Below are 24,352 nucleotides of genomic sequence, written 5' to 3'. Positions count from 1 at the left end.
AAAGGGACGGAGGGGGGCCGGGGCGCTTGTGCCACTAACGACTTAATCCCCTCCGTCCCCTTTTTGTATGATCGCCCCCCTGCACATTGGGGAATGTTCATGGACGTACACAGCGGGGGCCCGGCGCCACCGACGAAGTGGGGATGGCGCTACCTGGCCTGGGCCGGGGTCCCGCTGCTGGCTGGCGTGCTGCTGGCCCGTTATGCCGGGCCGGCGGCGCCCGAGGCTGTTGCCCGCGCTACGGCCACGGCCGAAGCCACCTGGGTGCAGCATCTGGCGTCGCCGCTGGGCCTGTTCCTGCTGCAGCTGCTGGTACTGCTGCTGGTGGCCAAGGGCGCGGGGGCGCTGCTCAAGCGCATGGGACAGCCGGCGGTGATCGGCGAAATGGCCGCCGGCCTGATGATGGGCCCATTGATGCTCGGCAGCCTGTTGCCGCCGCTGCATGGAGCCCTGTTCCCGCCCAGCTCGCTGGGCCCGCTGGGCATGCTCAGCCAGTTGGGTGTGCTGATGTTCCTGCTGGTGGCCGGTGCCGAGCTGGACCTGGCGGGGCTGCGTGGACGCCGGCGTTTTGCCTTTACGGTCAGCCATGCCGGCATCGCGGTGCCGTTCGTGCTTGGCGTCGCCCTGGCGATCTGGCTGTACCCGCAGCACGGTCCGCAGGGCGTGGGCTTCACCGCATTCGCACTTTTCGTTGGCATATCGATGAGCATCACGGCCTTCCCTGTGTTGCTGCGCATCCTTGCCGACCGCGGTATCACGCAGGCGCCACTGGGGCAGACCGCGATTGCCTGCGCTGCATTGGGTGATGCCACCGCGTGGTGCCTGCTGGCGCTGATCGTGGCGGCTGCACAGGCCAGCGGATGGCTGCCGGCCAGCCTCAACCTGCTGTGCGTAGTCGCCTTCGTGGCGCTGATGCTGGGGCTGGTGAAGCCGTGGTTCGCCCGCCAGCAGATCGCGCCGGGTGGTGAGGGACGCTGGCTGCTCGGCATCCTGCTGCTGTCGCTGGCCAGTGCCCTGGTCACCGAGATGCTCGGCATCCATGCGCTGTTCGGTGCGTTCGCGGCTGGCGTGGCGGTGTCGTCAAATGTGCAGTTGCGCGAGCTGCTGATGGCGCGCGTCGAACCGTTCGCGGTGACGCTGCTGCTGCCGCTGTTCTTCGCCATGACCGGGCTGCGCATGCGCGCCGATACGCTGCAGGCCAGCGATGTCCTGTTGTGCGTGGTGGTGATCGCGGTAGCGACGACCGGCAAGCTGCTGGGCACCTTCAGTGCCGCACGCAGTGCCGGCATGCCCACCCGTGAGGCGTGGCGGCTGGGTGCACTGATGAACACCCGTGGCCTGATGGAGCTGATCGTGCTCAACCTGGGTTACGAACTTGGCCTGCTCGGTGACCGGCTGTTCGCGGTGCTGGTGATCATGGCGCTGGTGACAACGGCGATGACCGGGCCACTGCTGAACCTGATCGAGCGGCGTAGAAGCTGATCCGGTAGCGCCGCGCGGGCATTCTGTAGAGCCGAGCCCATGCTCGGCTCCGCGCCAGAAGCAGCCGAGCATGGGCTCGGCTCTACAGCGTGCAGCGCTGTGGGTGCCGCCGTCAGCGCGCCGGCACCAGCGTCATGGTGTGCTGCGCCTTGCCCGGCAGGAACGGCGTCGGCCGGCCATGCACCCAGTCTTCGTGGCCGGCACCCCAGTAGGGCGACAGTGGATGCCCACTCTGGCCGCCGGGCATGTGCACGATGCCGTCCGCCTCGTGGCCCGGTGAAACCACCATGCGCTCGGAAGCGCCGAAGTTCGGCGTCTGCACGCGCGGCATGTCGCGGTCGCCGGGCAGGCGGTTGGCCGGCATGCACAGCCAGCGTTTGGCGATGTCCGGCAGCGCCCGTGCGATGGGATGGCAGATCGCCGCGGTATTGCGTTCGCCCCAGCTGCGTTTGGCCAGCGGTCCCTGCCTGGTCAGCTCACTTTCGGTACGGCGTGCGGCGTCGATCAGCAGTGCATCCCAGCTGTCGAAGGCCGGTGGCAGCAGATTGGCCGGCCGCTGCTGCAGCATCGGCCAGGCCACGCCTTCCAGCTGCGCCAGTCGCGGCTCCAGATAGTCATCGCCCAGCTGCGCATTGGCCGGTGCCAGCAGTGCATCGGACAGTGTTGCCATCACCTGCGTACGGAACTCGCGCACCACCCGGTAGCTGACCGAGCTGGCCGAGGCACGGCCGTCCCATTGATGGCTGACTTCCTTCAAACGCTTCAGTACAGGGTCGTCACTGCGCTCGATGACGTCGTGCAGCAGGGCCCACCAGCGCTGCAGGAACACCGCGCGATCGTCGAGCTGGATCGCCAGCAGGTCGTGCTCGTCGAAGCGCTCCTGGATCGCCAGCAGGTCACGGATCTGCCGCGCCCGTGCTCCCAGGTCATAGCCACCGTTGCCGACGCTGGCCAGTGCCTCGCCGTCGAGGACGCGGCCGTTGGCGGTCCACAGGCGGTGGTTGGGTGGATCGATCAATGCCGGCGAGGCATCGCTGCGGATCGGCCAGGGGGCGCAGTCCTGGTTGTGGGCGGCGTTGAAGCCGGCCGGCGCGCAGCCCGGACCGCGATCCGGGCGGGCGCCGATCAGGCGCCAGGCGATGCGTCCGGTGCGGTCGCCGACCACCAGGTTCTGTGCGGGAATGCCGGCGTGGTCGGCGAACTGCAGGGCCGCGTCCAGGTCACCGGCGCGGGCCAGGTCACCGAAGTCCAGGCGCACCGCACCGGGCAGCTGGGCGACCCAGCGCAGCGCGTCGCCGCTGCCATCGGCATGCGTGTGCAGGATCGGTCCCCAGGCGGTTTCGCGTACCGGGAACAGCACATCCGCCCGGCCGGCCACCGCAATCCGTTCTTCATGCACCGTCACTGCGGCATTGGCCGGTTCGGTGCGGTAGTCCGCCGTGTCGATGTAGCTGTTGGTGAAACCCCAGGCGACGTGCCCGTTGCTGCCGACGATCACGGCCGGAAGGCCCGGCAGCGAGAAGCCGGTGACGTCGACCTGGCCGCCAGCGGCCTGCGGGTCGGGGTAGCGCAGGCGCACGCGGAACCACAGGCTGGGTGCGCGCAGGCCCAGGTGCATGTCGTCGGCAACAATGGCTCGGCCGTCGGCGGTGAGCGCACCGCCTACCGCGAAGTTGTTGCTGCCGACGGCGTCGGCTTCTTCCTGCCCGGTGCCCGGCTTTCCCTTCAGCGTGCGCAGGTCCAGCTGGCTGGCATCGGGCAGCGTGGCGTTGCCGGTCGGTTCGCCGAACAGCGGTGCATCCCATTCAGTGCCGTCGTGGGCGATCAGTGCGTACAGCGCCGACGGCACCACCGCGCGGATGCGGCTCAGCGCAAGCTCGGTCTGGTTGCCGGGATCCTGCAGGTCGGCGTACATGGCCAGCCCGGTCAGCACGCTGTCACTGGCCTGCCAGGGCTGCGGTGACTGCCGCAGCAGCAGATAGGCCCACGGGCGCACGGAGAGATCGGCCAGGCCCTTGTTGACGCCATCCACGTAGGCGCGCACGGACGCGCCGTTGTCGCCCAGTGCGGCCTGCAGATTCGCCTCGGTGCGTGCTCGCAGCCGGTGCACGCGCATGCGCTTGTCGGCGTCGATGGCCTTCGGCCCGAACAGCGCCGACAGCTCGCCAGCGGCACTGCGGCGCATCAGGTCCATCTCGAAATAGCGCTCCTGCGCATGCACGCGGCCCAGCGCGCGCATCGCATCGGTCTGGCTGCCGGCCGTGATGGTGACCACGCCCAGCGCATCGCGCTCGATGGTGACCGGCTTGGCCAGGCCCGGCAGTGGATGCTCGCCGTCCAGGTCGGCCAGGCTGCCGTGCAGCAGCAGCCACAGGACCAGTGCGGTGATCAGCACGATGGCGATCACTACGCCCAGCATCCAACGCCATGTACGTCGCATCGCACGTCCTTTCCGAACTCGTGGGCCGATTGTAGCCGCAGGCGCAACTGCGACTGATTCCGATTAGATCACCGTATTCTGAAATGCGGCACCCTATGCCGCATCGATTCACAGGAGCCCCCCATGAAAGGCAACCCGGACGTCATCGCCTGCCTGAAGGAACTGCTGCGCGGCGAGCTCGCTGCCCGCGACCAGTACTTCATCCATTCCCGCCGCTACGAGGATCAGGGCCTGTTCGCACTGTACGAGCGCCTGAACCACGAGATGGAAGAGGAAACCCAGCACGCCGATGCGCTGCTGCGCCGGATCCTGTTCCTGGGTGGCGACCCGGACATGCGCCCGCATGCCACCGAGCCGGGCAAGACCGTGGAGGAGATGCTGCAGAAGGATCTCGACACTGAATACGCCGTTCGGAACAATCTGGCCGCCGGCATGAAGCTGTGCGAGGAGAAGGGCGACTACGTGAGCCGCGACATCCTGCTGGCGCAGCTGAAGGACACCGAAGAAGACCATGCCTGGTGGCTGGAACAGCAGCTGGGCCTGATCAAGCGCATCGGCCTGGAGCTGTACCAGCTGAGCAAGATCGACGGCAGCGGCGCCCCGGCGCACTGAGCCGGCACCGCTTTTTGTAGAGCCGAGCCAATGCTCGGCTGCCTCGCTTCATGTAGAGCCGAGCCATGCTCGGCTGCTGTTGGATCCGAGTCGAGCCCGGCTCGACTCTACAAAAGTTCTGTCGCCCACCAGCACCGGAGCACCGCCAGCCAGCCTTCGCCCGCCAGCCGCTCCACCGCCCGCCAGCCGACAACGAAAAAGCCGGGGAATGCCCCGGCTTTTTCGTGTCCGGGGTCAGATCCGTTTTCGACGAAAACGGCTCTGATCCCATTGGCTTGGAAATTGCCAACCGAGGTTGGCGTGTACCGGGGTAATGCGTGTCAACCAAGGTTGACACCCACCTCAACCAAGGTTGACACCTGCCAGGGGCGGTGTCCGGGGTCAGAGCCCTTTCCGGTGGAAAGGGATCCGACCCCCGTGCTCCTCACTCCACCGACAACCCTTCCACCTTCTGCCAGCCGCGCGGCAGCAGGTGGCCGCGGGTGGCGCGGGCGCCGAGGTAGGCGTCGAGCTCGTTGAACTTCAGCCCCATCGTGCGCTGGCCGGCGCGTACCTGCAGGGTCTGCCCCGGGCTGATCGCCACGATGGCGACCACGCGTTCGGTGGCGAGCTTGGCCTTCGGGATCTCGATGATCTTGTTGCCCTTGCCCTTGTCCAGTTCCGGCAGGTCGTTGGCGGCGATCGCCAGCAGGTTGCCGGAGCTGGTCACTGCCACGATGCGGTCGGTGGCGACGTTGGCCACTGCCGACGGGGTCAGCACCGACGAACCGGCCGACAGGTTCAGCATCGCCTTGCCGGCCTTGTTGCGGCCGATCAGGTTCTCGAAGCGGGTGACGAAGCCATAACCGTGGCTGGAGGCCAGCACGAAGCGGGTGTCCGGCTCGGCGCTGGCCAGGGTCACGAAGCTGGTGCCCGGTGCCGGCGAGAAGCGGCCGGTCAGCGGTTCACCATTGCCACGCGCGGAGGGCAAGGTGTGCACCGGCGTCGAGTAGGCGCGGCCCTCGCTGTCGAGGAACGCGACCTGCTGGGTGCTGCGTGCGCGCACCGCGCCCTGCAGTCCGTCGCCTTCACGGTAGGACAGGGCAGATGCATCGACGTCGTGGCCCTTGGCGGCACGGATCCAGCCCTTCTCCGACAGCACCACGGTCATCGGCTCGCTCGGCACCAGCTCGGTCTCGTCGATGGCCTGCGCCGCCTGACGCTGCACCAGCGGCGAACGGCGTGCGTCGCCGAACTTCCTGGCGTCGGCGGTCAGTTCATCGCGGATCAGCTTCTTCAGCTTGGCCTTGCTGTCGAGGATGCCGAGGATCTTCTCGCGCTCCTTGGCCAGTTCATCCTGCTCGCCGCGGATCTTCATTTCCTCCAGGCGGGCCAGCTGCTTCAGCTTGGTTTCCAGGATGTACTCGGCCTGTTCCTCGGACAGGCCGAAGCGCGCGATCAGCGCGGCCTTCGGCTCGTCTTCGGTACGGATGATGTGGATCACCTCGTCCAGGTTGAGGAAGGCGACCAGCAGGCCTTCCAGCAGGTGCAGGCGGCGCTCGACCTTCTGCAGGCGGTGCTGCAGGCGGCGGGTGACGGTGTTGCTGCGGAAGGTCAGCCATTCGCTGAGCAGCATCTTCAGGTTCTTCACCTGAGGACGGCCGTCCAGCCCGATCACGTTGAGGTTGACGCGGTAGCTGCGCTCCAGGTCCGTGGTAGCGAACAGGTGGCCCATCAGCTGGTCGGCGTCGACCCGGTTCGAACGCGGCACCAGCACCACGCGCACCGGGTTGGCGTGGTCGGATTCATCGCGGATGTCTTCCAGCCACGGCAGCTTCTTGGCGCGCATCTGTGCGGCGATCTGCTCGATCACCTTCGACGGCGACACCTGGAACGGCAGCGCCGTGATCACGATGTTGCTGGCTTCCCTGGTGAAGGTCGCGCGTGCACGCACGCTGCCGTTGCCGGTCTCGTAGATGTTGCGCAGGTCATTGGCCGCGGTGATGATCTCGGCGCTGGACGGGTAGTCCGGGCCCTGCACGTGTTCGCACAGGTCGCGCACGCTGGCGTCGGGGTTGTCCAGCAGGTGCAGCAGCGCGCTGACGATCTCGTTGAGATTGTGCGGCGGCACGTCGGTGGCCATGCCCACGGCGATGCCGGTGGTGCCGTTGAGCAGCAGGTGCGGCAGCCGCGCCGGCATCCAGGTCGGCTCCTGCAGGGTGCCGTCGAAGTTCGGGGCCCAGTCGGTGGTGCCCTGGCCCAGTTCGCCCAGCAGCACTTCGGCGATCGGGGTCAGCTTGGATTCGGTGTAACGCATCGCCGCGAACGACTTCGGGTCGTCACTGGAGCCGAAGTTGCCCTGGCCCTCGATCAGCGGGTAGCGGTACGAGAACGGCTGCGCCATCAGCACGAGTGCTTCGTAGCATGCACTGTCGCCGTGCGGGTGGTACTTACCGATGACGTCACCGACGGTGCGTGCGGACTTCTTCGGCTTGGACGCGGCATTCAGGCCCAGCTCGCTCATCGAATAGATGATGCGGCGCTGCACTGGCTTCAGGCCGTCGCCGATGAACGGCAGGGCACGGTCCAGGACCACGTACATCGAGTAGTCGAGGTAGGCGCGTTCGGCGTACTCGCGCAGCGGCAGTTGTTCGAATCCGTGGAACACGGGGCGGGCAAGTTCGGTCATGCGGCGTTGTTACCTATGTCGGGAGGCGGCGACGGTGGTCGCCGCTCGCAATCCTGTGATTATCCGGATGCGGCGGGGGATGCCAAGCCGCGCGCAGGGTCCAGCCCGGTTTCCAGGCCGTGGCCGGCCCGCGCCAGGTAGCGCCCCGGTGGCAGCCCGAAGTGGCGGCGGAACACGGTGACGAAGGCGCTGGCGCTGCTGAAGCCCAGTGCGTGGGCGATGTCGGCGACGCTGCGGCCATCGGTCAACTGGCGCAGGGCTTCGGAGAGCCGGGCCTGCTGCCGCCACTGAGCGAAGCTGAGCGTGGTCTCGTCGCGGAAGTGGCGGGTCAGGCTGCGCGGTGACAGGCCGGCCCAGTGCGCCCATTCGGCCAGGCTGCGTTCGTCGGACGGGTCGGCCAGCAGCTGCGAGGCGATCTTCAGCAGGCGCCGGTCATGCGGCATCGGCAGGTGCATGCGCTGGCGTGGCGCTGTGCGGATCTCGTCCACCAGCACCTCGATGATGTGCTGGCGTTCGGAGGTGGTGTCGTAGCCCGGTGGCCAGTCACAGATGCGGTCGGCGAGCGCCTGCGCCAGCTTGGACAGGCCCAGCACGCAGGGATCGGAGGGCAGGGTGGCACAGACCGGAGCTGCCAGCGCCATGCCCCAGCCACGCAGGGGTCCGTCGAGGGTGACCGTGTGCGGCTCCAGCGGCGGCATCCAGCCGGCCGAGCCCGGCGCCAGCGACCAGGTGCCGTGCGAGGTACGGGTGGTCAGCAGGCCGCGCTCGACGCAGATCAGCTGCGCGCGCTGGTGATGATGCCAATCCACTTCACGGACCAGCCCTTGCGGGCTGTCGAAGCGGAAACCAACCACCGGGGGACCGTCGTTGCGCTCGAACCAGTCCAGTGCTTCGTCCCTGAGCAGGCGTTTGGGGGTAGGGATTTCTGCCTTGTTCATCATGTCTGCTGGCTGAAATGTGTCATCCATTGGCTGGATTGTACTACCGGGCCACCTGACCAGGTCATTAAGGTAGGCGCCTTCACTGATCCAGCCCACTGCTGCAACACAGCATTCGATGCCAGATCGAATATTTCCATTGAGAAATATTTTTTTTGGAAGAGAATGCTCCCCCATGATCTGTCCTGCAACCACTCCCCCCAGCTTCGGCCTGCTGCTGCGCCAGGTGCGCGACGGCCTGGTCCGCCAACTCGACGCGTCCATGGCTGAAGAAGATCTGGGCATCGGCTTCACCCACTACATCGGGTTGAAGGTGCTTTCGAACATGGCGCCGTGCACCGCCAACGAACTGGCCCAGGCCATCGATCAGGTGCCCAGCGCGGTGACCCGGCTGCTGGACAAGCTCGAAGCGCTGGGCTGCGTCCGCCGCGAACCGCATGCGCAGGACCGGCGGGCATTGCAGATCGTGCTGACCGACGAAGGCCGCGCGCTGTGGGCGCGCTTGAAGCTGCGTGGCGACGCGGTGATGGATTACGCCCTGCGTGATCTTTCCGCCGACGAGCGCACGCTGCTGCTGTCCCTCCTTACCCGAATCCGCGATTCACTGACGACCCCATGAACCCGATCCCGCATTCCACTCTCCGCCGGTCCGGGCGCGCGCTGCTGGTGTCAGCGCTGGCCCTGGCCCTGGCCGCCTGCGCCAGCAGTCGTGGCCTCAACCCGCAGGGCCACGTGCTTGACGTGGACAGCCTGCACAGCGAACGCACCCTGGCCGACACCGACCTGAGCGCCACTGGCTTCCCGGCGCAGGACTGGTGGAAGGCACTGGGTGATGCGCAGCTGGACGCGCTGGTCGCAGAGGGCCTGGCCGGCCACCCGAGCCTCGACGCCGCCGATGCCCGCCTGCGCCAGGCCCAGGCCCAGGTCGGCACCGCACGTGCCGACGAACTGCCGAGCCTGTCGGTGTCCGGTGGCTACACCGGCCTGCGCCTGCCCGAATCGATGGTCGGCAGCGAGATGGGCGGCCGTTACGGCGGCAGCAGCCAGGTTGCCTTCGACTTCAGTTATGGCGTGGACCTGTGGGGCGGCAAGCGCGCCGCCTGGGAAGCCGCCGTGGACGGCGCCCATGCCGCCACCGTTGAAGCGCAGGCCGCGCGCCTGAACCTGTCCACTGGCATCACCCAGGCCTATGCCGATCTGGCCTACGCGTGGCAGCTCAACGACGTAGCCGAGGAAGAGCTGACCCGTTCGCAGAAGTCACTTGAACTGACCCGCCAGCGCCGCAGCGCCGGCATCGACAATGATCTGCAGGTGCGCCAGGCCGAGGCCCGTGTGCCGGCCGCGCAGCAGCAGGTGCAGGCCGCCCAGCAGCGTATCGACGCGGCCCGCACCGCACTGGCCGCGCTGGTCGGCAAGGGCCCGGACCGTGGCCTGTCGATCCAGCGCCCGCAGCCGTTGAACCCGATGGCGCTGCAGCTGCCGGGCGTGCTGCCCAGCGAACTGCTCGGCCGTCGCCCCGACATCGTCGCCGCACGCTGGCGCGTGGAAGCGGCCGACAAGCAGATCAAGGTCGCCAAGACCAAGTTCTACCCGAGCTTCAACCTGACCGCGCTGGCCGGCGTGGTCGCCCCGAATGTGGGCGACCTGCTGAAGAGCAGTTCCACCTTCGCCTACATCGGCCCTGCGCTGAGCCTGCCGATCTTCGAGGGCGGCAAGCTGCGCGCCAACCTGGCCAATACCGATGCGCAGTACGACCTGGCGGTGGCCAACTACAACCAGACCGTGCTCGATGCGCTGCGTGATGTGGCCGACCAGGTCAACGCGGTGCGCTCGTTGGCACAGCAGGCGCAGTCGCAGCAGCAGGCGGTGGACACCGCACGCGCTGCCTTCGACCTGGCCCAGCAGCGCTACCGCGCCGGCATCGGCAGCTACCTGGACGTGCTGACCGCGCAGTCCACCCTGCTGCAGTCGCAGCAGCAGCTGGCCGGCCTGCAGTCGCAGCAGGTGCAGTCCTCGGTGCGCCTGAGCAAGGCGCTGGGCGGTGGTTTCCAGCCCACTGACGCCGACCGCGCACCGATCGCCTCCCATTCCGATTCCTCGCATTCCTGAAGATCTCCGACATGAGCCAGACCCAAGACACCGCGGCCCCGGCCGCCCCCAACCGCCGCGGCCACCTGCTGCGCGGCCTGTTCGTGATCGTCGTGCTGCTGCTTGCCGCTTTGGCGCTGTGGTACTTCATGTTCGGCCGTTGGTTCGAAGAGACCGACGATGCCTACGTGCAGGGCAACCAGGTGCAGATCACCCCGCTGGTGGCCGGCACCGTGGTCGCCATCAATGCCGATGACGGCATGCGCGTGGAGCGCGGCCAGCTGCTGGTGCAGCTGGACCCGTCCGACACCGCAGTGGCGCTGCAGCAGGCCGAAGCCAACCTGGCCAAGACCGTGCGCCAGACCCGCGGCCTGTACCGCAGCGTGGAAGGCGCGCAGGCGGACCTGAACGCCCGCCAGGTGACCCTGAAGCGCGTGCGCGAAGACTACGCCCGCCGCAAGGACCTGGCCGCCACCGGCGCCATCTCCAACGAAGAACTGGCCCACGCCCGCGACGAGCTGGCCGCGGCCGAAGCGGCCGTGGCCGGTTCGCGCGAGACCGTCGAGCGCAACCGCGCGCTGGTCGACGACACCGTGATCGCCACCCAGCCGGACGTGCAGGCCGCCGCTGCGCAGCTGCGCCAGGCCTTCCTCAACAACGCCCGCGCCGGCATCGTTGCACCGGTCTCCGGTTACGTCGCCCGTCGTTCGGTGCAGGTCGGCCAGCGCGTGCAGCCGGGCAATGCCCTGATGGCCGTGGTGCCGACCGAGCAGATGTGGGTCGAGGCCAACTTCAAGGAAACCCAGCTGCGCCACATGCGCCTGGGCCAGGAAGTGGAGCTGAAGTCGGACCTGTACGCCGGCGACGTGAAGTACAAGGGGCGCATCCAGAGCCTGGGCCTGGGCACCGGCTCGGCGTTCTCGCTGCTGCCGGCACAGAACGCCAGCGGCAACTGGATCAAGATCGTGCAGCGCGTACCGGTGCGCATCGCCATCGATGCCAAGCAGCTGGCCGAGCACCCGCTGCGCATCGGCCTGTCGATGAAGGCCGAAGTGAGCCTGCGCGACCAGAAGGGCGAAGTGCTGCCGAGCACCCCGGCCAAGGGCACGGTGTTCGACACCGACGTGTATGCCAAGCAGCTGCATGATGCCGACGAGGTGATCCACACGATCATCCAAGGCAACCTGCCGCAGCAGCAGGCGAAGGTGGGCTGAGGTCGCCATGTCCGCACAAGCTCCAGCCGCGCCCGGCGCTCCGGGCGCACCGGCGGCGCCGGCTGCGGCCTCCGGGTTCCTGCCGCCCAGCGTCGCCCTGTGCACCGTAGGCCTGGCGATGGCGTCGTTCATGCAGGTGCTCGACACCACCATCGCCAACGTCTCGCTGCCGACCATCGCCGGCAACCTCGGCGCCAGTTCGCAGCAGGCGACCTGGGTCATCACCTCGTTTGCGGTCAGCACGGCCATCGCGCTGCCGCTGACCGGCTGGCTCAGCCGCCGTTTCGGCGAACGCAAACTGTTCGTCTGGGCGACCCTCGCCTTCGTCATCACCTCGCTGCTGTGCGGCCTTGCGCAGAGCATGGGCATGCTGGTGGTGTCGCGTGCGCTGCAGGGCTTCGTGGCCGGCCCGATGTACCCGATCACGCAGTCGCTGCTGGTCTCGATCTATCCACGTGAGAAGCGCGGGCAGGCATTGGCACTGCTGGCGATGATCACGGTGGTGGCGCCGATCTGCGGCCCGATCCTCGGTGGCTGGATCACCGACAACTACAGCTGGGAATGGATCTTCCTGATCAACGTGCCACTGGGCATCTTCGCCGCGCTGGTGGTGGGCAACCAGCTGAAGGGACGCCCGGAGCAGATCGAGAAGCCGAAGATGGACTACGTCGGCCTGATCACGCTGGTGATTGGTGTCGGCGCGCTGCAGCTGGTGCTCGACCTGGGCAACGACGAGGACTGGTTCTCGTCGATGAAGATCGTGGTGCTGGCCTGCGTGGCGGTGGTGACGCTGACGGTGTTCCTGATCTGGGAACTGACCGACAAGGATCCGATCGTCGACCTGAAGCTGTTCCGGCACCGCAACTTCCGTGCCGGCACGCTGGCGATGGTGGTGGCCTATGCGGCGTTCTTCAGCGTGGCGCTGCTGATTCCGCAGTGGCTGCAGCGTGACATGGGCTACACCGCGATCTGGGCAGGCCTGGCGACTGCGCCGATCGGCATCCTGCCGGTGATCATGACGCCGTTTGTGGGCAAGTATGCGTCGCGCTTCGACATGCGGATGCTGGCCACCGTGGCCTTCATCGTGCTGTCGATGACCAGCTTCCTGCGCTCGAACTTCAACCTGCAGGTGGACTACATGCACGTGGCCGGCGTGCAGCTGATCATGGGTATTGGCGTGGCGCTGTTCTTCATGCCGGTGCTGCAGATCCTGCTGTCGGACCTGGATGGGCGCGAGATCGCGGCGGGCTCCGGCCTGGCGACGTTCCTGCGCACGCTGGGCGGCAGCTTCGCGGCCTCGCTGACGACGTGGCTGTGGGCGCGGCGTACCCAGGTGCACCATGCCGACCTGACCGAGCACATCTCGGCCTATCAGCCGGGCATGCAGGAGCAGGTCACTGCAATGGGGCGGGGCGACCTGCAACATGGCGCGGCGGTACTGAACAACATGATCAATCACCAGGCATCGCAGATGGGTTTCAACGACATCTTCTTCCTGCTGGGCTGGATCTTCCTGGCGATCATCACCTTCCTGTGGCTGGCCAAGCCGCCGTTCGGCGCAGGCGCGGGTGCGGCGTCCGCGGGCGGTGGGCATTGATCGACCATTGGCGTTGAAACGCAGAAAACCCCGCCGCAAGGCGGGGTTTTTCTTTTGGTAGATCCACGCCATGCGTGGATGGATCCCGGGGTCGTGTGGGTTCCCGAATCCCGGAAACGAAAAAACCCGCTTTCGCGGGTTTGATCATCTTGAGTCGTGGTGCCCAGGAGAGGACTCGAACCTCCACGGTTTTACCCGCTAGTACCTGAAACTAGTGCGTCTACCAATTCCGCCACCTGGGCGACTCAGGAGAGGAATTGTGCGGCACGGCAGAGAGTGTGTCAACAACATTTCACACTTTTTTCTGCGGTTGCACGCCCAGGTGGTGCAGCAGGCTGCGCATCGCCGGTGACAGCTGCGCCCACCCGGCGAAACAGGCGCACAGGCGGCGTTGTGCCCACGCATCGGCAAGCGGCACCGCAACGGTATGCGTACTGCGTCGATGCTGGCGCGCGATGCTCCGCGGCACGATGCCGACACCGATGCCGTGGCCGACCATGATGCAGACACCCTCGAAGGTCTTCATGCGGATGCGCACATCGAGGCGGCGCCCGATGTCGCGGGCCTGGTCTTCGATGTAGATCTGAAGCGCATTGCCATCGGCGAGGGCAACGAAGGTCTCGCCGGCGGCATCGGCGAAGGTCACGCTGCGCAGTGATGCAAACCGGTGATCGGCAGGCAGCAGCATCACCAGCGGATCTTCGGCCACCACATGCTGCTGCAGGCCGGTGGCGTCAACCGCATCACTGATGATGCCGGCCTCGGCCTGGCCAGCGCTGATTGCACGCACGACTTCGGGGCTGGTGCGCTCCAGCAGTTCCACGTGCAGGCGCGGGCGTTCGGCCAGCCACGGTGCCAGCCGCGGGGGCAGGTAGTTGGTCAGCGCAGCGGTGTTGGCATACAGGTGCAGGGTGCCACGCGCGCCGTGCGCGAATGCCTGCAGCTCGCCGCGCAGCTGCGCCTGCTGTTGCAGGATCAGGCGTGCATGGTGGGCGAGGGCGGCGCCGGCTTCGGTCAGGCTGACGCCACGCGGGTGCCGGTTCAACAACGCGGTGCCGGCGTCGGCTTCGATCGTGCGCAGGCGTTCGCTGGCTGAAGCCAGTGCCAGGTTCGCCTGCGTTGCGCCGGCCGTGATGCTGCCCGCCTCGGCAATCGCCAGGAACAGCCGCAGGTCGGCGATGTCCATCCGCATGTGATGCCCTCGTCGCAACGCCCGAGCCTTCGGGTCAGCCGAAGGGTGGGCCGGGAAGACCGCATTGTGCGCCGGGCGACGGCCCGATCCAATGAAGGCATGAATGAATCGATGTACTTCTATGGGTTGCTGGTGGTGGTGTTCGTGCTGGCCGGCGTGGTCAAGGGCGTGACGGGCATGGGGCTGCCGACGGTGGCGATGGGCCTGCTCGGTGGCGCGCTGTCGCCGGTGGCGGCGGCGTCGATGCTGTTCATCCCGACCTTCGTCACCAATGCGTGGCAGCTGCTGTCCGGGCCGTCACTGGGCCACATCGTGCGGCGCCTGTGGCCGATGATGCTGGCCGTGGTGGTGGTGACGCTGGGTTCGGCAGCGTTGCTGGTACGGGTCGATCGCAGCGGGTCGCGGGTTGCGCTGGGCGTGGCCCTGATGGTCTATGCCGCCTATGCGTTGCTTGCGCCGGTGTTCCGCGTGCCGCAGCGGCGCGAGCGCTGGCTGGGGCCGCTGGTGGGCGCGCTGTCCGGCGTAGTGACCGGCACCACCGGCGTGTTCGTGATGCCGGCGGTGCCGTACCTGCAGTCGCTGGGGTTGCAGCGCGAAGAGTTGGTGCAGGCGCTCGGGTTGGCGTTCACCGTGTCGACGATTTCGCTGACCACCGGCCTGGTGCTGCACGGTGCGTTCGGCATCCAGCAGCTGGGGCTGAGTGCACTGGCGGTGCTGCCGGCGCTGCTGGGCATGTGGTTGGGGCAGGTGATCCGGCAGCGCATCAGCGCACGGGTGTTTCGGGCGTGCTTCCTTGGCTTCCTGCTGCTGCTCGGCCTGGAGCTGGTGCTGCGGCCATTGTTCTGATGCCAAATTCCCGGCATGAAAAAACCCGCTTTCGCGGGTCTTTCTCATTCTCGACGTGGTGCCCAGGAGAGGACTCGAACCTCCACGGTTTTACCCGCTAGTACCTGAAACTAGTGCGTCTACCAATTCCGCCACCTGGGCGTCGAGGAGCGAAATTATGGGCTGTTGTTACGGAGGTGTCAACACCTTGGTGAAGACATTCCGAACAGCGCCTCGCGGTGTCCTGCTCAAGGAAGGGGCGTTCCCGCGCTGGATCGCAGGCAAAAAAAATCCCCGCCGAAGCGAGGAGTTTTTTCGTTGGTGCCCAGGAGAGGACTCGAACCTCCACGGTTTTACCCGCTAGTACCTGAAACTAGTGCGTCTACCAATTCCGCCACCTGGGCGTTCCAGAGGCGCAATTGTGAAGATGAATCCGGGAGCTGTCAACGACTTCCTGAAATTATTTCATCCAACGCCTCCAGGGCGGGCGCTGACCCGTTCTGCACGCCATCAACGGCTACCATGTAGGGCGATGACTACCAAAAAACCAAGCAAGGGCGGGAGCAAGTCCCGCAGCCAAGGCCCGAAGAAGGGCCCGAAGGCGGGCGCAGCCCGCACCACCAAGCCGGGCAAGCCGCTGCCAGGCTGGTTCCCCGAATTGAATGAAGGCGGTGCGCCGCCACGCGGCCGCAAGGTTCGCACCGCTGATGCGGCAGCACCCGGCCCGGCCCCGGGCCGCAAGCTGCCGCCGACCGGCAAGGTGATCGACGATCCCTATGCCGCCCGCGAAGCCGAGAAATACGAACAGCCCATCGCCAGCCGCGAGGCCATCCTGGCCCTGCTGGAGCGTTGCGAAGGGCCGCAGACCGCCGAGGAACTGGGCGCACGCCTGGGCCTGACCGCCCCGGACCGTGCCGAAGCACTGTCGCGCCGGCTCGGCGCCATGGTCCGCGATGGCCAGCTGGTGCAGAACCGCCGAGGCGGCTTCGCCCCGATCCAGACCCTGAACCTGGTCACCGGCGTGGTGATCGCCAACCCGGAAGGATTCGGTTTCCTGCGTCCGGTCGAGGGCGGCGACGACCTGTTCCTGCCGCCGTATGAAATGCGCAAGGTCATGCACGGTGACAAGGTGCTGGCCCGAGTGACCGGCATCGATCACCGTGGCCGCCGCGAAGGCAGCATCGCCCGCGTGCTGGAGCGCGGCATGACCCGCCTGATCGGCCGCTTCAGCGTCGAGATGGGGATCAATTACGTGGTACCCGATGACAAGCGCGTGCAGCGCAACGTGCAAGTACCGCCGGACCAGACCGGGGGCGCGCGTGATGGCCAGCTGGTGGTCTGCGAACTGACCCAGGCCCCGGACAGCCGCCGTCCGCCGATCGGCCGCATCATCGCCGTGCTCGGCGACAAGCTGACCGCATCGCTGGTGGTGGAGACCGCCATCCACGGTCACGAGCTGCCGTTCGAGTTCCCGCAGGAGGTGCTGGATGAAGCGGCCTCGGTGCCGCTGGTGGTCGAACCGGCAATGATCGGTGACCGCGTCGATCTGCGCAGCACGCCGCTGGTTACCATCGATGGCGAGGATGCCAAGGACTTCGACGACGCGGTGTACTGCGAGCCGAATGCCGACGGTTTCCGCCTGGTGGTGGCGATTGCCGATGTTTCGAACTACGTCCGCCCCGGCACGCCGCTGGACGAGGAAGCGCAGAAGCGTGCGACTTCGGTCTACTTCCCCGGCTTCGTGGTGCCGATGCTGCCGGAGACGCTCTCCAACGGCATCTGTTCGTTGATGCCGAAGGTCGACCGCATGTGCTTCGTCTGCGACATGCAGATCGACCGCGAAGGCCTGGTCACGCATTCGCGCTTCTACGAGGCGGTGATGAACTCGCACGCGCGCCTGACCTACACCCAGGTGTGGAAGGCGGTGGGCGAGGACGATGCCGATACCAAGGCCTGGATGGGTGACCTGCTGCCGCAGGTGCAGCGCCTGCACCAGCTGTACAAGGTGCTGTCCAAGGCGCGCGCCAAGCGCGGTGCCATCGAGTTCGAAAGCAGTGAAGTGCGCTTCGTGCTGGACAACCGTGGTGAAGTCACCCGGGCCGGCATGCTGGTGCGCAACGACGCGCACAAGCTGATCGAGGAATGCATGATCGCGGCCAACGTCGAGGCGGCGAAGTACCTGCTGTCGCGCCACGTGCCGGCCCCGTATCGCATCCACGAGAAGCCGCCGGAAACCAAGTACGCCGACCTGCTGGAATTCCTCAAGGAGTTCAAGCTGAGCCTGCCGCCGTGGTCGAAGGTGCGCCCGGGTGACTACACCAAGCTGCTGAAGAAGATCCGCGACCGCCCCGATGCGACGCTGCTGGAGTCGGTGTTGCTGCGCAGCCAGAGCCTGGCGATCTACAGCCCGGAGAACCACGGCCACTTCGGCCTGGCGCTGGAGGCCTACGCGCACTTCACCTCGCCGATCCGTCGCTATCCCGACCTGCTGGTGCACCGCGCGATCAAGCATGCGCTGTCCGGCAAGCCGCTGGACAAGTTCACCTACAACGCCCGCGAGATGGCCGCGCTGGCGCTGCAGTGTTCCGAGCGTGAGCGCCGTGCCGACGAGGCCGAGCGCGAGGTCGACGAGCGTTACCGCGCGGCGTGGATGGAAAAGCACGTGGGCGGCCAGTTCGACGGCGTGATCAGCGGCGTGACCAGCTTCGGCCTGTTCGTCGAGCTGGACGAGTCGAAGGTACAGGGTCTGGTCCACGTGACCCAGCTGCCGCAGGACTATTACAAGTTCGACGCGACCCGCAAGACGCTGACCGGCGAGCGCCGCGGCGGCAGCTACCGGCTGGGTGACCGCGTGCGCATCCTGGTGCTGAAGGCCAGCATGGAAGAACGCAAGATCGACTTCCGCCTGGTGGAACACAAGGGTGAGGACGAGGGCGATGGCCTGCCGCCGCTGCCTGAGCGGGGCAAGCCGGCCAAGCGGAAGAAAGAGAAATATTGATGACCGTGGTAGTGCCGGCCGCTGGCCGGCATCCATGGCACCCTCGGCACCGACGGGTTGCCGGCCAGCGGCCGGCACCACCAGGAGACATCGCATGCAAGGCCAACCCGAATACAGCGGCGGCTGCCAGTGCGGCGCGATCCGCTTCCACGTGCGTGGCGCGCTGACCGACAGCTCGATCTGCCACTGCCGCATGTGCCAGAAGGCCTTCGGCGCCTACTACGCGCCGCTGGTGTCGGTACGCGGTGTGCAGTTCAGCTGGACCCGCGGCCAGCCGCGCTATTTCCAGTCGTCCAACGTGGTGCGGCGTGGCTTCTGCGCCGACTGCGGCACGCCATTGACCTACGAAGCGCCCGATGGCGTGGCGGTGGCTGCCGGCGCGTTCGACGAACCCGAACGCCTGCCACCGACGATCCAGTACGGGGTCGAACGCAAGCTGCCCTTCGTCGACAGCCTGGCCAGACTGCCGGTACGGCGTACCGAGCAGGACATCGCAGCCCTGGACTTCCTGGCCACGATCGTGTCCCACCAGCACCCCGACCACGACACGCCGCACTGGCCACCGCGCAGCCGGTGAGGTTTGTGTAGAGCCGAGCCCATGCTCGGCTGCCTTGAAGCGCGGCCGCCGCCGATGCTCTACCATAGCCACCCCCTTTCCGGTCCCCGCCCGCATGAGCAAGAACAGCCAGTGGATCGTCGGCGTCAACGCCGTCGCCTCCTCCATCGAGAACGACGCCGAGAACGTCCGCGAAGTGCTGGTCGAGGCCGGAGCGAAGAACCCGCGCCTGACCGAGATCGAGGAAAACGCCCGCCGCAAGGGCATCGACGTGCGCAAGGTGAACAGCCAGGCGCTGGACGGTGTGGGCGGCTCGGTGCGCCACCAGGGCGTGGCCGCGCGCTATGCCGCCGCCCGCACCTACAGCGAGAACGAGCTGGAAGGCCTGGTCACTGCGGCCGAGGGCAAGGCGCTGCTGCTGGTGCTGGACGAGGTGCAGGACCCGCACAACCTGGGCGCCTGCCTGCGCTCGGCCGCTGCGGCCGGTGCGACTGCAGTGATCATCCCCAAGGACAAGTCGGCCACGGTCAACGCCACCGTGCGCAAGACCTCGGCCGGCGCCGCCGACCTCATCCCGGTGGTGGCGGTAACCAACCTGTCGCGCTGCCTGAAGGACCTGCAGAAGCAGGGCGTGTGGATTTATGGCTTGGCCGGCGAAGCCACCGCGTCGCTGTACCAGCTGGACCTGAAGGGCAACATCGCGCTGGTGCTGGGCGGCGAAGCCGACGGCCTGCGCCGCCTGACCCGCGAGAACTGCGATGGCCTGGTCAAGATCCCGATGCCGGGCGAGATCGAGAGCCTGAATGTCTCCGTCGCCGCCGGCGTCAGCCTGTTCGAGGCCGTGCGCCAGCGCGGTTGATCTGTAGAGCCGAGCCCACGCTCGGCTATCGCATACCCGATCAGGAAAGCAGCCGAGCATGGGCTCGGCTCTACAGAAGCCGCTACCCCGCGCTGCCACCCAGTGCCTTGAACAGGGTCACGTCGTTGTTCAGCTGGCCCTGGCGCACGCGCGCCAGCGACAGCTCGGCATCGCGCCGGGTCTGCTGCGCTTCCAGCCAGGTGCGCAGATCGGTAGCACCCACGCGATAACGCACTTCCTGCGCGCGCTCCACTTCCACCGCTTCCTCGTACGAAGCCTGCGAGGCAGCGACCTGGCGCGCCAGCTGCTCGCGCGCGGACAGGGCGTTGTCCACTTCCGAGAGCGCGGTGTACAGCGTCTTGCGGAAATTGGTCGCGGCGATCTGATAGCTGGTGCCGGCGATATCGGTATCCAGCTGCGCGCGCTGCAGGTTGAGGAATGGCAGCGAAAGGCCGGCACCCAGCGTGGCCACCGGATTGCGCAGTACATCGCCCAGCGAGGCCGAACTGGAACCGAGGCTGCCGGTCAGGCTCAGCGCCGGGTAGTACTGGGTGGCGGTGACCCTGATGGTCTTCAGGCTGTTGCGCAGGCGGAGTTCTGCCGCACGCAGGTCGGGGCGGCGGCCGAGCAGATCGGCCGGCAGCCCCTCGACAATGCGCGGGCTGCGTGCGCCCAGCAGGTCCTGCGGTTCGTCCTGTTGTGGCCAGGGCGTGCCGTCCAGCAGCACGGCCAGTGCGTTGCGCACCTCCACCCGCTGCTGTTCCAGCGCGCTCTGCGAGGCGCGCTGCGATTGCAGGTTCTGCAGCGCCTGGCGCACTTCCAGACGCGATACCGCACCGGCGTCGAAGCGGGCCTGCACCAGTTCGCGGGTGCGCTCCAGCCGCTCCAGGTTGGCCTGGCCGGTGGCGATCGACTGGTTCAGGTAGGCCAGGTTCCAGTACTGGGTGATGGTGTCGCTGATCACCAGCAGGGCGGTATTCTGCCGGTCTTCCTCGCTGGCTTCGGCTTCCCAGCGGGCGATGTCGCGCTGGGTGCGCAGGCGTCCCCACAGATCCACCTCCCAGCCCAGCGATACGCCGGTGGAGTAGCTGCGGCGCCATTCGTCGGCCTGGCCGGTGGCGCGGCTGGCATTGCCGCTGACGCCCGATGACGAAGGCTGCGGCCACAGCGCGTTGCTGGCCAGGCCGGCCTGCAGGCGCGAACGCTGCACGGCCAGGCCGGCGGCGGCCAGGTCGCTGTTGGCGGCCAGCGCCTGCGCCACCAGGCGGTCCAGGCGCTCGTCTCCGAAGCCGGTCCACCAGGTGTCCTGGCGGATGTCGTGGCCCGGTGTGTCCAGGCTGCTGCGCGGGTCGCCGGCCGGTGCGTTGAGGGTGGCATCGCCACGCCCATACTGGGCCGCCACGTCGGGATCGGCCACCGGATAGCGGCCGACAGAGGCGCAGCCAGACAGGGCGAGCAGAACGGCACCCGCCAGCAGCCGGCGCGAGGGGGCAGGGAAGGGCAGTCGGGTCATCATCTTCATTCGCGTGCCAGGGCCTCTACCGGGTCAAGCTGCGCGGCATTGCGCGCGGGCAGGAAGCCGAACGCCACGCCGATCAGGGTCGAGCAGGCGAAGGCGGCAACAATCGAGGCGGTGGAGAACAGCACCTGGAAGTCGCTGGCGAAGCGGCCGATCATCGAGCCCAGCAGCAGGGCCAGGCCGATGCCGAGCACGCCACCGAGCAGGCACACCAGCACCGCTTCGATCAGGAACTGCTGGCGGATATCACTTTGTCGTGCACCGACGGCCATGCGCACCCCGATCTCTCGGGTGCGCTCGGTCACCGACACCAGCATGATGTTCATCACGCCGATGCCGCCGACCAGCAGCGCGATGGCGGCGATGGCGCCGATCAGCAGGGTCATCGTGCGCGTGGTCTGCTCGATGGTGTCGCGGATCTCGGCGCTGTTGCTGAGGAAGAAATCCTCGGTGCCGTGGCGCATCGTCAGCAGGCGGGTGATCGCTTCCTGAGCGGCATCCATCGGTGTGTTGTCGTCCACGCGCACGGTGATGCTGGAGACATGGCTCTGGCCGAGCATGCGCGACATCACCGTGGTGTAGGGCACCCACACGCTGAGGCTGGTGCTGCCACCGAAGCCGAAACTCTGGCGCTTGGCCACGCCGACCACGCGTGCCGGCACGTTGCCGAGCAGGATCACCTGGCCGACCGGGTCGACATCGGGGAAGAACTGGGTCTGGGTGTTTTCGTCGATCACCGCCACCTGGCCCAGGCCCTTGACCGCATCGGCATCGAAGAAGCTGCCACCGAGCAGAGTCACGCCCTTGACCCGGAAGAACTGCTCGCCGACGCCGCTGACCTGCGCAGTGGAAGACTGGTTGCGGTAGCGCGCGGTGACCGAGGTCGACACGCTGGGGGTGGCGCTGTCCACGTAACTCTGCTTCGCCAGTGCGTCGGCATCGCTGGCCTTGAGCGTCTGCACCCGCGCCGAGCGCATGTCGCCGAAACCGCGGCCGGGGTAGACGTCGATGGTATTGGTGCCGAGCGCGCTGATGTTCTGCAGGATCTGCTGCTGCGAGCCGTTGCCCAGGGCCACCACCGAGACCACCGAGGCGATGCCGATGATGATGCCGAGCATGGTCAGGAAGGTGCGCAGGCGGTGGGCGTTCATCGCCAGCAGCGCCATGCGGAACGCTTCGGTAAAGCGGTCGCGGGCCGCCCGCCAGCTGTTGCCGTGGGCGACGCCGGTACTGGCTTCGCGCTGGGCGCGGTAACTCGGCGCATCCGGATTGGCGCGGTCGGCAATGACCTCGCCATCGCGGATCTCGATGATGCGCTGTGCGTGCTGGGCCACGCTCATGTCGTGGGTGACGATGATGATGGTGTGGCCTTCGGCATGCAGTTCGCCGAGGATCGCCATCACTTCCTCACCGGATTTCGTATCCAGCGCGCCTGTCGGTTCGTCGGCCAGGATCACCTCGCCGCCGTTCATCAGGGCGCGTGCGATCGACACGCGCTGCTGCTGGCCACCGGAGAGCTGGCCTGGCTTGTGATGCATGCGGTCGCCCAGCCCCAACCGCTGCAGCAGTTGCTCGGCACGCGCGTTGCGCACCGGGCCGGGACTGCCGGCGTAAACGGCCGGCACTTCCACATTGCCGCGCGCGTCGAGGTCGCCGAGCAGGTGGTAGCGCTGGAAGATGAAACCAAAATGCTCGCGGCGCAGTTCGGCCAGTTCGTCCGGCTCCATCTTTCCGGTTTCGCGGCCGGCCACCTGGTAGCTGCCGCGAGTGGGACGGTCAAGGCAGCCGAGGATGTTCATCAGCGTCGACTTGCCCGAGCCGGACTGGCCGACGATGGCGACCATCTCGCCGGCGTGGATGTCGAGGTTCACGTCGCGCAGTACGGCGATCACATCGTCGCCGGCCGGGAATTCACGTCGCAGGTCGCGCAGGCGCAGCAGCGGCGCCGTCGTGCTCATCGGCGCCCCATGCCCGGGCCGCCGACCCGCATCTGCATGCCGCCGCGGTTGCCGCCGCCGGCGCTGGCACCGGCCGCAGCGGCTTCGCCGACCACCACGCGCTCGCCTTCCTTCAAGCCGGACAGGATCTCGGCCGAGGCGCCGTTGTTGATGCCCACGGTGACCTTGCGCGGCTGCGGCTGGCCCTTGTCGTCCAGCACCCGCACCATCCGCTCATCGCCACGGCGCTTCGGTCCCAGTGCCACCGCCGGCACCATCAGCACGCCCTTGGCCTGCTTGAGCAGCACCGAGACCTGCGCGGTCATGTCGATGCGCAGCGTGCCGTCCGGGTTTTCCACATCAAACAGCGCGTTGTAGTAGACCGCACTGCTGGAACTGGAACTGGACGAACTGCTGGAGCTGGAGGAGCTTTCGTTGGCGATCGAGGCCGGCGCCGGATTGATCTGGCGCAGCGTGGCGTGATACTTGCGGTCCGGGTCGCCCAGGGTGGTGAAGTACACCGGCATGCCGGGCTTGATCTTGACCACGTCGGCCTCGGAGATCTCGGCATTGACGGTGACCACGTCCAGCCGCGCCAGCATGACGATGGTCGGTGCGGTCTGGTTGGCGTTCACGGTACGGCCTTCCTCGGCCACCACCGCGACCACGGTGCCGTCCATCGGCGCGGTGATGCGGGTGTAGGCCAGGTTGGCGCGGGCGGTGCCCAGCTCGGTTTCGCGGCCCTTGATCTGCGCCTCGTAGGACTGCAGCTGGGCGCGGGCAGTTTTCAGCTGTGCTTCGGCGGCATCGTATTCCTGGCGCGAGGTGGCCTCGGCGGCCAGCATCTGCTGCTGGCGCGCGAACTCCAGTTCGGCCTGGCGCAGGGTGGCTTGCTGCACTGCGCGCTGGGCGGTGACCTGGTCCAGCGAGGCCTGCGCGTTGAGCACCTGGTTCTGCTGGGTGGTGGCATCGATCTCGGCGATCAGGTCGCCTTCCTTCACGGTGTCGCCCAGCTGTACCTTCAGCGATTTGATCTGGCCCGAGGCCTGCGCGCCGACGCTGACCAGCTTGTAGGCGTCGATCACGCCAGTGGCATCCACCGTTTGTTCGATGTCACCGCGGCTGACCGGCGAGGTTGCCACCGCCGGGGCGGCGGGCTTGCGCAGCAGCCACCAGGCGGTCGCGGCGACGATCAGGGCGAGCAGGGCGATCAGCATCAGGCGACTCCGGCGGGTCGCTGGCAGCAGGCGGAACGTCACGTCGTGGCTTCACTCTCGAGGCCGCGAAGGCGGCGTTGGTGGGCATTGTGAAGACCGGGCGATGGACGGCTCAATCCTCAGGGTATGTCTGTATGTAACACTGTCGGTGAACAGGCGTAACCACAGGTATCCCGCCCGCGGGTGGATACACTGGTACGCATTGCCCCG

The 24,352-nt window shown here is 67.3% G+C and carries 16 protein-coding genes, 3 tRNA genes and 1 pseudogene; 10 read left to right on the top strand and 10 right to left on the bottom strand.

The annotated features are described in order from the left end of the window. The first annotated feature begins 93 nt into the window (after positions 1-93). Positions 94-1,482: a cation:proton antiporter domain-containing protein gene (locus AC5P5V_RS01530; protein ID WP_231352632.1), complete on the top strand. Its 1,389-nt coding sequence runs from the start codon at positions 94-96 to the stop codon at positions 1,480-1,482. A gap of 112 nt (positions 1,483-1,594) precedes the next feature. Here AC5P5V_RS01530 and AC5P5V_RS01525 read toward each other — a convergent pair whose 3' ends face one another. Beyond that, the gene (locus tag AC5P5V_RS01525; protein WP_231352633.1) at positions 1,595-3,922 is read right to left on the bottom strand and encodes a penicillin acylase family protein; all 2,328 of its coding nucleotides are present in this window, start codon (positions 3,920-3,922) and stop codon (positions 1,595-1,597) included. Between the two features lie 123 nt (positions 3,923-4,045). Here AC5P5V_RS01525 and bfr point away from each other — a divergent pair, with 123 nt between their 5' ends. Continuing rightward, positions 4,046-4,534, top strand: coding sequence for a bacterioferritin (gene bfr, locus AC5P5V_RS01520; protein WP_005415872.1), 489 nt, complete (start codon positions 4,046-4,048; stop codon positions 4,532-4,534). A 424-nt stretch (positions 4,535-4,958) separates the two neighbouring features. Here bfr and parC read toward each other — a convergent pair whose 3' ends face one another. Further along, positions 4,959-7,202 carry a DNA topoisomerase IV subunit A gene (gene parC / locus AC5P5V_RS01515; protein WP_061480666.1) on the bottom strand — a complete coding sequence of 748 codons (2,244 nt, stop codon included), beginning with the start codon at positions 7,200-7,202 and terminating at the stop codon, positions 4,959-4,961. Between the two features lie 59 nt (positions 7,203-7,261). Next, the gene (locus AC5P5V_RS01510; protein WP_181357922.1) at positions 7,262-8,143 is read right to left on the bottom strand and encodes a helix-turn-helix domain-containing protein; all 882 of its coding nucleotides are present in this window, start codon (positions 8,141-8,143) and stop codon (positions 7,262-7,264) included. 172 nt (positions 8,144-8,315) lie between these two features. On the opposite strand from AC5P5V_RS01510, the gene emrR reads away from it, so the two are divergent. From emrR to emrB, 4 genes are read left to right on the top strand one after another with little or no spacing between them, the layout of a single operon-like run. Continuing rightward, the gene (gene emrR / locus AC5P5V_RS01505; protein WP_005415875.1) at positions 8,316-8,759 is read left to right on the top strand and encodes a multidrug efflux system transcriptional regulator EmrR; all 444 of its coding nucleotides are present in this window, start codon (positions 8,316-8,318) and stop codon (positions 8,757-8,759) included. Beyond that, positions 8,756-10,249, top strand: a complete 1,494-nt coding sequence (gene emrC, locus AC5P5V_RS01500) for a multidrug efflux transporter outer membrane subunit EmrC (protein WP_495215796.1) — start codon at positions 8,756-8,758, stop codon at positions 10,247-10,249. Before emrR ends, emrC begins: the two co-directional genes overlap by 4 nt. A gap of 11 nt (positions 10,250-10,260) precedes the next feature. After that, on the top strand, positions 10,261-11,442 hold the full coding sequence (gene emrA, locus AC5P5V_RS01495; protein ID WP_061480663.1) for a multidrug efflux MFS transporter periplasmic adaptor subunit EmrA: 1,182 nt from the start codon (positions 10,261-10,263) through the stop codon (positions 11,440-11,442). A 7-nt stretch (positions 11,443-11,449) separates the two neighbouring features. Next, positions 11,450-13,039 carry a multidrug efflux MFS transporter permease subunit EmrB gene (gene emrB, locus AC5P5V_RS01490; protein ID WP_134969116.1) on the top strand — a complete coding sequence of 530 codons (1,590 nt, stop codon included), beginning with the start codon at positions 11,450-11,452 and terminating at the stop codon, positions 13,037-13,039. Between the two features lie 157 nt (positions 13,040-13,196). Here the strand turns inward: emrB and AC5P5V_RS01485 are convergent. Together AC5P5V_RS01485 and AC5P5V_RS01480 are read right to left on the bottom strand one after the other, a co-directional pair. Then, positions 13,197-13,281: transfer RNA gene (locus tag AC5P5V_RS01485), tRNA-Leu, on the bottom strand. A gap of 50 nt (positions 13,282-13,331) precedes the next feature. Continuing rightward, positions 13,332-14,231 (bottom strand): LysR family transcriptional regulator, encoded by a 900-nt coding sequence (locus AC5P5V_RS01480; protein WP_134969115.1) that lies wholly within the window; start codon positions 14,229-14,231, stop codon positions 13,332-13,334. A 99-nt stretch (positions 14,232-14,330) separates the two neighbouring features. Between AC5P5V_RS01480 and AC5P5V_RS01475 the strand changes: the two genes are divergently transcribed. Continuing rightward, positions 14,331-15,077: a sulfite exporter TauE/SafE family protein gene (locus AC5P5V_RS01475; protein ID WP_134969114.1), complete on the top strand. Its 747-nt coding sequence runs from the start codon at positions 14,331-14,333 to the stop codon at positions 15,075-15,077. Between the two features lie 56 nt (positions 15,078-15,133). On the opposite strand, the gene AC5P5V_RS01470 is transcribed toward AC5P5V_RS01475, so the two are convergent. Further along, positions 15,134-15,218, bottom strand: a tRNA-Leu gene (locus AC5P5V_RS01470). A 157-nt stretch (positions 15,219-15,375) separates the two neighbouring features. After that, positions 15,376-15,460 (bottom strand) — tRNA-Leu (locus tag AC5P5V_RS01465). Positions 15,461-15,825: 365 nt separating this feature from the next. On the opposite strand from AC5P5V_RS01465, the pseudogene rnr reads away from it, so the two are divergent. The 3 genes and pseudogenes from rnr to rlmB form a co-directional block, all read left to right on the top strand. After that, positions 15,826-18,054 (top strand): annotated as a pseudogene (rnr, locus tag AC5P5V_RS01460) (ribonuclease R); the annotation flags it as partial. 94 nt (positions 18,055-18,148) lie between these two features. Further along, positions 18,149-18,631 (top strand): GFA family protein, encoded by a 483-nt coding sequence (locus AC5P5V_RS01455; RefSeq protein ID WP_061480658.1) that lies wholly within the window; start codon positions 18,149-18,151, stop codon positions 18,629-18,631. A gap of 94 nt (positions 18,632-18,725) precedes the next feature. Next, positions 18,726-19,469 carry a 23S rRNA (guanosine(2251)-2'-O)-methyltransferase RlmB gene (rlmB, locus tag AC5P5V_RS01450; RefSeq protein ID WP_005408775.1) on the top strand — a complete coding sequence of 248 codons (744 nt, stop codon included), beginning with the start codon at positions 18,726-18,728 and terminating at the stop codon, positions 19,467-19,469. Between the two features lie 82 nt (positions 19,470-19,551). Here rlmB and AC5P5V_RS01445 read toward each other — a convergent pair whose 3' ends face one another. From AC5P5V_RS01445 to AC5P5V_RS01435, 3 genes are read right to left on the bottom strand one after another with little or no spacing between them, the layout of a single operon-like run. Further along, positions 19,552-20,991, bottom strand: coding sequence for an efflux transporter outer membrane subunit (locus AC5P5V_RS01445; protein WP_231352635.1), 1,440 nt, complete (start codon positions 20,989-20,991; stop codon positions 19,552-19,554). After that, a complete protein-coding gene (locus AC5P5V_RS01440; protein ID WP_154350475.1) occupies positions 20,988-22,946 on the bottom strand; it encodes a MacB family efflux pump subunit in 1,959 nt (652 codons plus the stop codon). The genes AC5P5V_RS01445 and AC5P5V_RS01440 overlap by 4 nt, the downstream gene beginning before the upstream one ends. Then, complete coding sequence (locus AC5P5V_RS01435; RefSeq protein WP_134969396.1) at positions 22,943-24,184, bottom strand: efflux RND transporter periplasmic adaptor subunit; 1,242 nt, start codon at positions 24,182-24,184, stop codon at positions 22,943-22,945. The genes AC5P5V_RS01440 and AC5P5V_RS01435 overlap by 4 nt, the downstream gene beginning before the upstream one ends. Positions 24,185-24,352 lie beyond the last annotated feature (168 nt).

The sequence above is a fragment of the Stenotrophomonas sp. YJH_SMC_130 genome, from assembly GCF_059369035.1.
Note: the sequence above shows the minus strand (reverse complement) of the source record. Positions and strands in the feature narration are given on the sequence as shown.

Coding starts and splice junctions, on each gene's coding strand:
- AC5P5V_RS01530 (WP_231352632.1), top strand. CDS start 94: ATGTTCATGGACGTACACAGCGGGGGCCCGGCGCCACCGACGAAGTGG.
- AC5P5V_RS01525 (WP_231352633.1), bottom strand. CDS start 3,922: ATGCGACGTACATGGCGTTGGATGCTGGGCGTAGTGATCGCCATCGTG.
- bfr (WP_005415872.1), top strand. CDS start 4,046: ATGAAAGGCAACCCGGACGTCATCGCCTGCCTGAAGGAACTGCTGCGC.
- parC (WP_061480666.1), bottom strand. CDS start 7,202: ATGACCGAACTTGCCCGCCCCGTGTTCCACGGATTCGAACAACTGCCG.
- AC5P5V_RS01510 (WP_181357922.1), bottom strand. CDS start 8,143: ATGATGAACAAGGCAGAAATCCCTACCCCCAAACGCCTGCTCAGGGAC.
- emrR (WP_005415875.1), top strand. CDS start 8,316: ATGATCTGTCCTGCAACCACTCCCCCCAGCTTCGGCCTGCTGCTGCGC.
- emrC (WP_495215796.1), top strand. CDS start 8,756: ATGAACCCGATCCCGCATTCCACTCTCCGCCGGTCCGGGCGCGCGCTG.
- emrA (WP_061480663.1), top strand. CDS start 10,261: ATGAGCCAGACCCAAGACACCGCGGCCCCGGCCGCCCCCAACCGCCGC.
- emrB (WP_134969116.1), top strand. CDS start 11,450: ATGTCCGCACAAGCTCCAGCCGCGCCCGGCGCTCCGGGCGCACCGGCG.
- AC5P5V_RS01480 (WP_134969115.1), bottom strand. CDS start 14,231: ATGCGGATGGACATCGCCGACCTGCGGCTGTTCCTGGCGATTGCCGAG.
- AC5P5V_RS01475 (WP_134969114.1), top strand. CDS start 14,331: ATGAATGAATCGATGTACTTCTATGGGTTGCTGGTGGTGGTGTTCGTG.
- AC5P5V_RS01455 (WP_061480658.1), top strand. CDS start 18,149: ATGCAAGGCCAACCCGAATACAGCGGCGGCTGCCAGTGCGGCGCGATC.
- rlmB (WP_005408775.1), top strand. CDS start 18,726: ATGAGCAAGAACAGCCAGTGGATCGTCGGCGTCAACGCCGTCGCCTCC.
- AC5P5V_RS01445 (WP_231352635.1), bottom strand. CDS start 20,991: ATGAAGATGATGACCCGACTGCCCTTCCCTGCCCCCTCGCGCCGGCTG.
- AC5P5V_RS01440 (WP_154350475.1), bottom strand. CDS start 22,946: ATGAGCACGACGGCGCCGCTGCTGCGCCTGCGCGACCTGCGACGTGAA.